The sequence below is a fragment of the Sphingobacterium sp. SRCM116780 genome, assembly GCF_021442025.1.
In the GTDB taxonomy this organism is placed as follows: Bacteria; Bacteroidota; Bacteroidia; order Sphingobacteriales; family Sphingobacteriaceae; genus Sphingobacterium.
Window position 1 is genome coordinate 2,086,306 of record NZ_CP090446.1, and the last position, 12,001, is coordinate 2,098,306.

At 35.2% G+C, this 12,001-nt stretch carries 9 protein-coding genes; 6 read left to right on the forward strand and 3 right to left on the reverse strand.

Annotation, left to right across the window (positions count from 1 at the left end; all coding sequences use genetic code 11):
- Positions 1 to 469: 469 nt before the first annotated feature.
- Complete coding sequence (locus LZQ00_RS09085) at positions 470 to 2,911, reverse strand: ABC transporter permease (protein WP_234514730.1); 2,442 nt, start codon at positions 2,909 to 2,911, stop codon at positions 470 to 472.
- 426 nt (positions 2,912 to 3,337) lie between these two features.
- Here LZQ00_RS09085 and LZQ00_RS09090 point away from each other — a divergent pair, with 426 nt between their 5' ends.
- The 3 genes from LZQ00_RS09090 to LZQ00_RS09100 all read left to right on the forward strand — a co-directional run bounded on the left by LZQ00_RS09090 (position 3,338) and on the right by LZQ00_RS09100 (position 5,950).
- Positions 3,338 to 3,898 (forward strand): hypothetical protein, encoded by a 561-nt coding sequence (locus LZQ00_RS09090; protein ID WP_234514732.1) that lies wholly within the window; start codon positions 3,338 to 3,340, stop codon positions 3,896 to 3,898.
- A 90-nt stretch (positions 3,899 to 3,988) separates the two neighbouring features.
- A complete protein-coding gene (locus LZQ00_RS09095) occupies positions 3,989 to 4,666 on the forward strand; it encodes a hypothetical protein (RefSeq protein ID WP_234514733.1) in 678 nt (225 codons plus the stop codon).
- A 105-nt stretch (positions 4,667 to 4,771) separates the two neighbouring features.
- Positions 4,772 to 5,950 carry an NAD(P)/FAD-dependent oxidoreductase gene (locus tag LZQ00_RS09100; RefSeq protein WP_234514734.1) on the forward strand — a complete coding sequence of 393 codons (1,179 nt, stop codon included), beginning with the start codon at positions 4,772 to 4,774 and terminating at the stop codon, positions 5,948 to 5,950.
- Between the two features lie 90 nt (positions 5,951 to 6,040).
- On the opposite strand, the gene kdsA is transcribed toward LZQ00_RS09100, so the two are convergent.
- Complete coding sequence (kdsA, locus tag LZQ00_RS09105; protein WP_234514735.1) at positions 6,041 to 6,856, reverse strand: 3-deoxy-8-phosphooctulonate synthase; 816 nt, start codon at positions 6,854 to 6,856, stop codon at positions 6,041 to 6,043.
- Positions 6,857 to 6,871: 15 nt separating this feature from the next.
- A complete protein-coding gene (recQ, locus tag LZQ00_RS09110; RefSeq protein ID WP_234514736.1) occupies positions 6,872 to 9,061 on the reverse strand; it encodes a DNA helicase RecQ in 2,190 nt (729 codons plus the stop codon).
- A 99-nt stretch (positions 9,062 to 9,160) separates the two neighbouring features.
- Here recQ and LZQ00_RS09115 point away from each other — a divergent pair, with 99 nt between their 5' ends.
- From LZQ00_RS09115 to LZQ00_RS09125, 3 genes are all read left to right on the forward strand, one after another.
- Entirely contained in the window at positions 9,161 to 10,126 is a 966-nt protein-coding gene (locus LZQ00_RS09115; RefSeq protein ID WP_234514737.1) for an SIS domain-containing protein, read from the forward strand.
- 121 nt (positions 10,127 to 10,247) lie between these two features.
- Positions 10,248 to 10,622 carry a DUF1573 domain-containing protein gene (locus LZQ00_RS09120; protein WP_234514738.1) on the forward strand — a complete coding sequence of 125 codons (375 nt, stop codon included), beginning with the start codon at positions 10,248 to 10,250 and terminating at the stop codon, positions 10,620 to 10,622.
- Between the two features lie 95 nt (positions 10,623 to 10,717).
- Complete coding sequence (locus tag LZQ00_RS09125; protein ID WP_234514739.1) at positions 10,718 to 11,917, forward strand: pyridoxal phosphate-dependent aminotransferase; 1,200 nt, start codon at positions 10,718 to 10,720, stop codon at positions 11,915 to 11,917.
- Positions 11,918 to 12,001: the final 84 nt, after the last annotated feature.

Consider the following 12,001-nt stretch of genomic DNA (forward strand, 5'->3'; position numbering starts at 1 on the left):
TTTTTAGGTAGCAATATTTGAAATACGATTAACACTATGCGATCCAATAAACAAGTAGCATTACGTACATATCCAAGATTTATCAGCGGACAAACAAAATTGTAGGTTAATAACTTAATATAAAGCCAATACTAATATTCAAATTAATCTACATAAATATTTACGATTAAAATGAAGATAAATAAATGTATATCCTCTTATTCTATAACTTATGTAATAATGTATGAGGGGTCAGAAAATTTATTCCCGTATTTTATTGTAGATTATAAAGATAAATAGCGCAAACTATAACCTACCTATAAATAATGCATTTGCAAGCAAGTTATGGTTTACTGCTATGAAGACTTGAATTTTATTAACCATTATATTTTCCCTTTATTTTATGTCTTTCTATCCATTCAGGCATGTTTTTCATTTTCAATAGATTAGGTTATAATGGCTAAAATTTTCATAACCTCACTAATCAATATTACTCAGCACGTAATCTATTAATTGGATTTGCTTTGCTGGTGTTGAATACCTTCGTACCAATAATTACACCGCAACTAAGCAATACAATCAGGAATGTTCCAATATATGGCACTAGTCCGGCAGCAGGATGATAATGATAAATAACTTGAAAAATAAACTTGCTAGTAAACAAATAACCTAAAGTTGAACCAATCACAAAGGCAATGAGAAGAATTCGTATAAACTCTCGGCAAACAAGAATAATGATTTGAAATATTGATGCACCGAGTACTTTACGAATACCTATTTCTTTACTTCGTTTATCAACGTTTAAAGAAATCTGTGCAAACAACCCTGATGCTGATAGCAGTAAGGTTACAATCGCTAGAAAAAATGCTATTGACTTAAATGCTTGCGTCATACGGACTTCTTTTTCAATTAAATCCGACTGTAGATAACTCCGATATGGGACATTGGGTACGAGTTGATGCCAAGAGGACTGTAAGTCTTTGGTAACTTGCATCAAGTTATTTTTATCTGTGCGAATAACCATAAACTTATAATCTTCTGGTTTAGCCATGCGTAGCACACAAGGAGGTACAAGACCGTGCAAACCATATTCTTTGTAATCACTTACAACCCCAACAATCGTATAGTGTACGCTATCTAAGGTTACTTGCTTGCCTAGCGGTTGTTTTAGCTGCAATCTTTGCAGAAAAGTCTCATTGACTATGATAGATGCATCCACATCTGCACCAGTATTGTAAAAATGACGTCCCTGCACTAAACGAATACCCATAGTATTAAGATAAGCTTCACCTCCAACCTGGGCGACTTGTGCTTGTATTTCGTTATTCTCATTTTTGATGGTTTGGGTATAAGTGCCATCACCTATTTGCTGAACACTTCCCGCTACACCTTTAATTTCTGGATTTTGCTGAACGGCCTTGCTGAAAACAAGATATTGCTGTGGGGTACTAATTTCTACCACCGCCACCTCATTTATGCTATAACCAAAATCAGCTTTCTCTTGAAACGAAACATTCTGAGTCATCACAATACCTACCACCAATGCAAAACACGACAAACTGAACTGTGAAATCAATAAGAAACGTGTAAACCGACTGGAAGCACCAAGAGCAGTTTTTCCTTTAAGGATCTGCACTGGTTGAAAGGAACTCACATACACAGCTGGATATAACCCAGAAAGGATGGCACTGATAGCGGGTATGCATAGCAGGAATAGCCAAAAACCATAATCCCTACCATAGTTAGGTGAAAGATCAAAGCCAGTAAGCTGATTAACAGTTGGTAATAATAAGTGGACAAACAACAGTGCTAATATGGCTGCTAACAGACAAAGTACGATGTTCTCGGTCAAGAACTGCCAGATTAACTGACGTTTCAAACCTCCAATCACTTTTCTAATACCTATTTCCTTTAACCGACTACTAGCAAATGCAATGGAAATATTGGTAAAATTAAAACAGGTAATCAGCAAAATAAACAGCGACATGATAGCTGGAACGATAACGAGTACACCACGAGGATTGGTTGTTAGTTGACTTCCATATACATATCCAGACATATCAATATCCGAACTGGTCGCCAGTTCAGAAAAAGGTTGCAAAGTAAAGCCTTCTATTAGCCAATCTTTACGATGATGATTGTGAAGTGCTACATAGGGATTCAGATTAACCGTTACGGAACGGATCGCATTAGCATTTTCTAATTCAACAAATGTTGTAATGAGGCCCTGATTTGCCCAGTCATCAGATGTCGATCGTCCATGAATAAATTCATTTTCAAAAGATGTAATGATATCGAACTGAATACTTGAATTAGCTGGGATTTGCTGCGTTACAGCAGCGATTGTATAGATCATTGGATTACCTTCTGGTCCGATAAGCGTCAGAGATCTACCTACAGGCATTTGTTTCGGAAAGTATTTATTTGCAAGAGCTTCGCTAATGATTAACTGGTTAGATTGGTCAAAGCTAGACAGGTTACCATATTTTAGAGGAAAGTTAAAAAAATCAAATAGGGTTTTGTCAGCATAATGAACATGCTCATCGAAAGTATGCTCTCCGATTTTTACAATAACAGAAGTATTACCAAGCCGAGCAATCCGATCATTCCCAGTTTTTTCTTTCAACACTGTCTCTGCCAATGATAAAGGTACAACACCCCAGGACTGTTTACTGCCTTCTACCACGCGAGTGGTGTTTAATCGGTAAATCTGTTTGGAACTCGCATGATTCTGGTCGAAATTCTCCCTGTAATTGTAGTTGAGATAAGACAGAATACAACATGCAATGGCAAAACCCAAGCCTACAATGTTGAGAATTACATAAGTCTTGTTGTGCCAAAGAATACGGAAAGCGATCTTCAAGTAGTTCGAGAACATAAGATTAATTTTAATGATGCGTGCCAAATACCATACCATTTGTCTCAATATCACTTTATATGCTTTATTAGCCTTATTTACGGCTTTGTGACGATTTTCTTTTCAAATACGATGTACGGATACGAACACTTTACAAATTCGATGTTCAGATACGGACAATTATATTCAATTTTAATCGGTCACATTAGATCTTATATTTTGAAGTACCAATACTGTTTGTTTTAATAACATCGCAAGTTTGTTCTTCTGTAAGTTTACTCTCCTCAATGCAATTGAAAGTATAGGTTAAACCAATTTTAAAAAACTGATCATGAGTTGACTTCTCGTTCCTTTTGTGTATCAAGTTTCTTTAGAAAGCTTTTCGACACTTCAAACTTTCCTTTTTACCAGAAATGTGCAGAGAGAATAGGAAACAAAATTTATACTATTAATTTTGTTTGAATTAAACGAAAAAATCACCAAGTTCGATTATATTTACAAATGAAAGTGATAAAAGGAATAATAATAAGCATCCTGGTGCTCGTTCTAATTGGCCTTCTATTTCGTGGATGGATTTATAGGCATTTGATTACCTATAAATCAATTGGCAAACGTCAAAACTATACCTCAACAAACAGCGAACTTACAACGTACATCGATAGTTGCAGTATAGATAAAAAAGAATTAAACATTCAAGAGGTTATCGAATTGTCATTATCGATTACTGCTAAACGACTAAATTTTAGTTTCTCCAAAAACGAAAATAACCCAAATAAACTTTTATATACTAAAAATGCTCATTGCGTGGGATATGCGGCATTCTTTACGACCACCTGTAATTACCTTTTAAAAAAATATAACTTGATTAACAATTGGGAAGCAAAACAGCAAATTGGTCAATTATCCTTTTTGAGCAATAATATTCATCATTATTTTGACTCTCCTTTTTTCGCAGATCATGATTATGTACTCATCAAAAATAAAAATAATGAAATCTCCTATGCTGTTGATCCAACGCTGAATGACTATCTTCATATTGATTATGTTATATCGGCAAACTAACTATTAAACATGGGCGTATATTATTCTGTCATTACAAATGCTAAATAAAGTATGAGATTACTCTTCATTTTATTCATTACAATACTATATATGCCTTTCAGTAAGGCACAAGAATTATATGTCATCCATGATCATGATGGTTACAGCAATATTCGAGACCAAAATGGAAAGATTATTGACCGCCTTTTAAACAATCAGGTATTTACCATATCAGCGACATTAGCAATAAAAAACAATATGGTACCCATTGAATATCCAGCATACGGTACAAAAACAAAAAATAGTAAGATCTATCAATATGAAAATGAGATAAAAAAAGGTTGGATACATCAATCCCGTATCAAAAACTTAATAAATACTGTCCCTTTAGTAGAAGATCCTATCGAAATGATCTTTAAAGATCATCATTTTTGTCTTGAGTTATTAATCGGACATAACTTCTTCCCCACTGAAAATGCCATATTTAAAGGAGATCAATTCATCAGCATGTACGGAAAACTACCATTGGGAGTAGCAGGAAATATTCCAAAAGAAGGTTTATCTACTATTGAAGATGCTGCAGTTATTTGGAATGGTAAAGAGGAAAAAATTCAGACCATTTATTATCATAATTTTTTTCAACCAAATACGAGAGACTGGAAAGTCTATAAAAATGACACTTACTACTATCTAAAGGCTGATGGAGGGGACGGATCACAATATTATTCTTCGATATGGGTTTTTAAAGAAAATAAACTGCAGTACATCTATATCGCTGGAACACCATAAGAACAACCCCTATTGTATAAAGAAGATTTGAAAAAATAATCCTCTTTTTATTTCCAAGTAAACAAACACTCTTCCTAGTGACAAAATGATTATTTTTGTTGCCATATGAATGAAGATCCTATTATCATTATTGGTGCTGGTCCTGCTGGATTGATGGCCGCTCAGCAATTAGCATTGAAAGGTTATCGAGTACATATATATGAAAAAAATAAAGCTGCAGCAAGAAAATTTTTAGTTGCTGGACATGGTGGTTTCAATCTTACCCACAATGAACCCATAGATACGTTCATTCAAAAGTATGATGCCCTCGAGATCAAGAAGATCGTGCAATCATTTGATAATGAAGCGACAATCCAATGGTTGTCCTCTATTGGAATATCTACTTACGTCGGAAGCTCAGGAAAGATATTTCCATCAAAAAATACTAAACCTATACAAGTTTTACAAGCCTGGCTAGATCATCTTCAACAGTTGGGTGTTAGTATTCATTATGGATATACATGGCTTGATTTTGATAAGCAATCAGCAACATTTGAATCCGATGGTATTATCGTTAATAGAAACTATCAAAAACTTATATTAGCTTTAGGGGGTGGCTCTTGGAAAAAAACAGGCTCAGACGCAGCATGGATCGCTATTTTAAAAAATAAAAACATAGCAATAACAGCGCTTCAATCAGCTAACTCAGGTTATAACATGATAGCCCCTTTTAAGAATCTAGAAGGGCAAGTTCTCAAAAATATATCGATTTCTTTTGGCGACCAAAGGAAACTCGGTGAGATCGTATTTACGAAATATGGAATAGAAGGAAGTCCTATTTATTACATGAACCGTTATACTCGAAATCACGAGTTCCCACTATTTCTTCATATCGATCTTAAACCTCATATGTCTGAAATTGACATTTTAGAACAACTACAAAGTGAGGGCAATGTGAGTTCAATCTTAAAAAATAAGTTAAAGCTCTCGTCTACTGCGTTAACAGTATTGAAAAACTTAGATAAAGCTACTTTCACAGACCCTATAACATTAGCACAAGCGATTAAAAAGTTTCCTATCCAAATTTTGAGCTTAAGACCTATTGATGAGGTTATTTCTACAGCAGGTGGTGTATCTTTTGCTGAACTCGATGAGCGCCTCGCCTTTCATAAATTCCCAACTATATATTGTGCCGGAGAAATGATTGACTGGGAAGCCCCCACTGGAGGATATTTGCTACAAGCGTGCTTCAGTACTGGTGTTTGGGTTGCTCAAGCTATTAGCAATAGCTTGGTAATTGAGTAAAAATAATAATCCTATTTTTCTACAACGAAAAACAAAAAAGGTTATCGCACTCATGCACGATAACCTTTTTTATAAGAGATTTAGATAAAACTAAATAATAGCCTGTCTAATACGGATTAATTTTTCCATCAATCCTTCTAAATAATCTAGATGCAGCATATTAGCGCCATCAGATTTTGCATTTGCCGGATCAGGATGAGTTTCAATAAATAAACCATCAGCTCCTACTGCAATTGCCGCTTTTGCAATTGTTTCGATCAATTCAGGTTTACCTCCCGTTACACCAGATGTTTGATTCGGCTGCTGTAAGGAATGTGTACAATCCATAATGGTAGGTACGCCAAAGCTTTTCATCTCTGGAATCCCTCTAAAATCAACGATTAAATCCTGATATCCGAACGTATTTCCACGATCCGTTAACATTACCTTTGTATTTCCTGAATCGATGACTTTATCAACAGCAAATTTCATCGAACCTGCATTCAAAAACTGTCCTTTTTTAATGTTAACCACTTTACCAGTCTTCGCTGCAGCAACAAGTAATTCTGTTTGGCGACAAAGAAAAGCAGGAATTTGCAGTACATCAACATAAGCTGCTGCCAATTCCGCTTCATGGCTTTCATGAATATCGGTAACCGTCGGTATTCCAAAGGTCTTTCCAACCTTTTCTAAAATACGCAAAGCTTGTTCATCTCCAATACCTGTGAAGGAATCTACGCGTGAGCGATTTGCTTTCCGATAAGAACCTTTAAAAATATAAGGGATATTTAATCGGTCAGTAATGGTAACTATTTTTTCAGCGATACGCAAAGCAATTTCTTCCCCTTCTATCGCACATGGCCCTGCCATTAAAAAGAAATTTGTTGAATCTCCGTTTTTAATTTGAGGTAATACTGTATTTATCATGATATTTACGCGTTTCTAATTTCCTAATTCAGACATAAATTTAATTCGCATTAATTGAATATCTTCATACGAATAATCATCTCCATCTAAATCTTTTAAAGCTTCATTTATAGAATCAGAATCAGCTTGTTTAAAGTAATCATACACTTCATCCTGACGATCTTGATCAATCATCTCATCAACGAAATAACCAATGTTGAGCTTTGTTCCAGCATTAACGATCGTCTCTACTTCTTTCAATAGTTCTTCGTAGCTAATACCTTTTGCTGCAGCAATATCATCTAAACCAATCTTACGATCAATATTCTGAATGATAGCCACTTTTAATGCAGACTTATTAGCGGTTCCTTTGATCACTAAATCGACAGGACGATCAATATCATTTTCTTCAACATAATTCTTGATCAATTCGACAAACTGCGCTCCAAATTTGACTGCTTTGCCATTACCGACTCCTTGTATCTGCTTTAATTCATCTAATGAAACTGGATAATGGGTACACATTTCATCCAAGGATGGATCTTGAAAGATAACAAATGGAGGTAATGATTTTGACTTTGCGATCTTTTTACGAAGATCTTTCAACATCTTCAACAACTCGGTATCCAAAGCACCTGTTGCATGTCCTGCATCTTCTGAACCAGAATCGTCTGAAAAATCCAAAGGACGATTCAAGACAAATTTCAAAGCATACGGATTATTTAAATAATGGCGTCCAATATCGGTCATTTTTAACAATCCATAATGATCAATATCTTTTGCTAAGAAATTATTTAATACCGCTTGGCGAACTAAAGACTCCCAATAGACAACACCTTTTTCTTTTCCTTTTCCAAAAAGTGGGTGCTCATCATGTTTATAGGCGGAAACAGGTTGATTATTTTGTCCTACCATCACATTAATAACATGATGATCGTCAAAATTTTCCCCTTGTTCTTTGATAAAAGAAAGAACTTCCAACAAAGATTCTTCAGCCTCAAAGTAGGTTTTTTCTGAACGACAATTATCACACATATTGCTGCATCCTGTCTCGTCAAAATTCTCACCAAAGTAGTGCAAAATTTGTTTACGTCGACAGACTGCAGATTCCGAATAATCAATAACTTCTTTTAGAATCTGTGTACCTATTTCTCTTTCAGCGACAGGTTTATCCTTCATGAATTTTGTTAATTTCTCAACATCTTTCTCTGAATAAAAAGCAACACAAATACCCTCTCCGCCATCTCTTCCAGCACGACCAGTTTCCTGATAATAACCTTCCATTGATTTAGGAATATCATGGTGAATAACATAACGGACATCAGGTTTATCAATACCCATACCAAATGCAATTGTAGCAACGATAACTTCAACATCCTCCATTAAGAATTTATCTTGTGTATCGGCACGCGTTTTTGCATCTAAACCTGCATGATAGGGTAATGCTTTTATACCATTGATATTCAGCACTTCACTTATTTCTTCAACCTTCTTACGGCTTAGGCAATAAATAATACCTGTTTTACCAGGTTGGCCTTTAACGAAACGTACAATTTCCTTATTGACATCTTTCTTTGGTCTGATCTCATAGAATAAGTTCCCCCTATTAAAAGAAGATTTAAAGAGCATCGCATCATTCATTTGAAGATTTTTGCGAATATCAGATTGAACTTTAGGGGTAGCTGTCGCTGTTAAAGCAATAATAGGTATATGCTCACCAATACCATTGATGACCTGACGGATCTTACGATATTCTGGACGAAAATCATGTCCCCATTCGGATATACAATGTGCTTCATCAACAGCAACAAAAGATACGGTAATTTGTTTCAGAAACTCCACATTTTCTAATTTAGAAAGAGACTCTGGTGCTACATAAAGTAATTTTGTTTTTCCGGCTGTCACATCTTGTTTAACCCGCGTAATGTCACCTTTATTCAATGAAGAATTCAAAAAGTGAGCGATACTATCCTCTCCGCCAAATACGCGAAGCTGATCAACTTGATTTTTCATCAAAGCAATTAATGGCGAGATAACAATCGCTGTCCCCTCACTCATCAATGCTGGTAACTGATAACAAATGGATTTACCACCGCCAGTAGGCATAATGACAAATGTATCTTTCTTTTGAAGAACATTTGTTATGATTGCTTCTTGATCCCCTTTAAAAGTATCAAAACCAAAAAAATCTTGTAAATTGTCGAAAAGTGATTTTTCTATTTCCATCGAGCCTTGGGCAAAAATAAGATAGATAAATGACCAAATAATATGTAAAATAACCTATTTTTGTAGTCATTCTTAAATATAAAAGTAGATATTTTTTTTGTGAAAAGCAACATCGATATAAAAAATATAGCTGTCCAAGCTATACAGGAAGAAGCTAAAGCGGTAGCTGATTTATCGCAACGAATTGACGACGACTTTGTTAACGTGGTTAAGCATATCATAAATTTAAAAGGTCGTGTTATCGTCACTGGAATAGGAAAAAGTGCAATAATAGCGCAAAAGATTGTTGCAACCATGAATTCAACAGGAACCCCCTCTATTTTTATGCACGCAGCTGATGCCATTCATGGAGACTTAGGGATCATTCAAAATCAAGATTTAATCATCGCTATTTCGAAAAGTGGCACGACTCCAGAAATTAAAGTTCTGGTACCGTTCTTAAAGCAAACTAGCAATACACTGGTTGCTCTAGTAGGCAACGTTAACTCGTATTTAGCAGAGCAGGCAGATTATGTACTAGATACCACGGTTGATAAAGAAGCTTGTCCAAATAACCTCGCTCCTACGTCTAGTACAACTGCTCAACTTGCCATGGGAGATGCTTTAGCGGTATGTTTACAAGAGTGTCGTGAATTTTCAGATAAAGATTTTGCAAAATACCATCCAGGGGGTGCTCTTGGAAAGAAATTGTATTTAAAAGTAGCAGACCTTTCTGATCAAAATGAAAAACCTCAGATTCAAAGCGATGCAAGTATCAGAGAAATTATACTCACCATTACACAAAATCGATTAGGCGCTGTTGCTGTTTTGAATGAAGATAAAATTATTGGTATTATTACCGATGGTGATATTCGTCGTATGTTAGAGAATCATCAAGATCTAACAGGATTGGTTGCTTCCAACATCATGGGAGCAAATCCCAAAACAATTGATAAATCTGAACTCGCAGTGCATGCCTTACAGATGATGCGTCAAAATAATATTTCTCAGTTGGTTGTTCTAGAATCTGGTAAATATGATGGTATCATTCATATTCAAGATCTTTTGAAAGAAGGTATTATCTAAGCTAAATTAATGTAATATTATTGTTATCAGGCTCCTTTTTAGTGGAAACAAACATTCAATTATTTACTTTGGTACATTGTTTGACAATAGTAAAGAAATAGTTAAAAAATAAAAACAAGATATGAAAAAGTTTATAGCCGTATTAGCTGTTGTTATTGCATTCGTTGGATTTACTGCTATGCAAGCAAGTCAAAGCGAATTTAAATTTGAGAAAGAGACACATGATTTTGGAAAAATCCCACAAGGAACTCCAGTTTCCTATAGTTTCAAATTTTCAAATGTTGGAAGTGAGCCCATTATTATCGCAGATGTAAAACCTTCATGTGGCTGTTCTGTTGCAGAGTTCACAAAAACACCGATCAAACCAGGTGAAGCTGGAACCATAAAAGTAACATACAATGCTGCTTCAAAAGCTCCTTTTACAAAGAGCTTTACAGTAACATCTAATACCAAAACACCTGTAAAAACATTATATATTAAAGGAATCGTAGAATAATCACTTTCGTATAAAAATTATAAGGAAAAGCCACTTTCTAAAGTGGCTTTTTTATTTTTTATTCCTTAAATTTGCGCAGATAATCCATATAAATAATGCCAGCAATATCACAAAAAGGGTATAATATGCCCGCATCCCCAATTAGAAAACTTACCCCATTTGCAGATCAGGCAAAAAAAGAAGGCAAGAAAATCTATCATTTAAATATCGGACAGCCGGACATCGCGACTCCAGAGGTTATGCTTCATGCATTAAAAAATATTGATTTCAAAGTTTGGGCTTATACTCCATCTGAAGGAACAGCCTCTTATCGCAACAAACTCACTTCATACTACAATAAGTTAAATTATAATATTGAGCCTACAGATATTTTAGTTACCAATGGTGGCTCTGAGGCGATCATGATTGCCATGCAAGCATGTCTTAACCCTGGTGAAGAGGTCATTATCCCTGAACCTTTCTATGCAAACTATAATGGTTTTGCATGTTCAGCAGATATTATAGTGAAACCCATTATGTCTTATATTGACAATGGATTTGCTTTACCCTCTATTGCTGAATTTGAAAAAGTAATTACTGAAAAAACAAAAGCTATTGCCATCTGTAATCCAAATAATCCAACGGGTTATCTATACTCGAGAGCAGAGTTGGAAGCTTTACGTGAACTTTGTTTAAAGTATGACCTTTATTTGTTTTCAGATGAAGCTTATCGTGAATTCTGTTATGATGGTCGCGAATTCATTTCACCAATGCACATGGAAGGATTAGAGCAACATGTTGTTGTCTTTGATACTGTTTCAAAACGTTATTCTGCTTGTGGAGCACGTATTGGCTGTTTAATCACTAGAAACAAAGAACTATATCAAGTAGCACTTAAATTTGCTCAAGCGCGTTTAAGCCCTTCTTTGGAAGGTCAGATTGCTTCTGAAGCTGCAGTAAATACTCCTCATAGCTATTTTGAAGCCGTGTCCAAAGAATATACCGCTCGTCGTGACACGTTAGTTGCTGGTTTAAATAAAATAGAAGGTGCATTTTCTCCGAATCCGGGAGGAGCTTTTTACGTTGTTGCCAAATTGCCAATCGATAATGCAGACAAATTCTGCCAATGGATGTTAGAAGAGTTTGCTTATGAAAATGAAACGGTTATGATGGCTCCTGCAACTGGATTTTATAGTACGCCTGGTGCAGGTACAAATGAAGTACGTTTAGCTTATGTACTGAATCAAGAAGACTTGACAAAGGCATTAATTTGCCTAGAAAAAGGATTAGCAGTATATCCTGGCCGCACAGTATAAATAGATTAAAATATAGTTAAAAAAGACCTCAAATTATTGAGGTCTTTTTTTTATAAAACAAATTAGGTACTTTTTACGTTATTA

Bases quoted from the DNA above. Each gene is read 5' to 3' on its own strand.
- LZQ00_RS09090 (WP_234514732.1), top strand. From the start codon at position 3,338: ATGAAAGTGATAAAAGGAATAATAATAAGCATCCTGGTGCTCGTTCTA.
- LZQ00_RS09095 (WP_234514733.1), top strand. From the start codon at position 3,989: ATGCCTTTCAGTAAGGCACAAGAATTATATGTCATCCATGATCATGAT.
- LZQ00_RS09100 (WP_234514734.1), top strand. From the start codon at position 4,772: ATGAATGAAGATCCTATTATCATTATTGGTGCTGGTCCTGCTGGATTG.
- kdsA (WP_234514735.1), bottom strand. From the start codon at position 6,856: ATGATAAATACAGTATTACCTCAAATTAAAAACGGAGATTCAACAAAT.
- recQ (WP_234514736.1), bottom strand. From the start codon at position 9,061: ATGGAAATAGAAAAATCACTTTTCGACAATTTACAAGATTTTTTTGGT.
- LZQ00_RS09120 (WP_234514738.1), top strand. From the start codon at position 10,248: ATGAAAAAGTTTATAGCCGTATTAGCTGTTGTTATTGCATTCGTTGGA.
- LZQ00_RS09125 (WP_234514739.1), top strand. From the start codon at position 10,718: ATGCCAGCAATATCACAAAAAGGGTATAATATGCCCGCATCCCCAATT.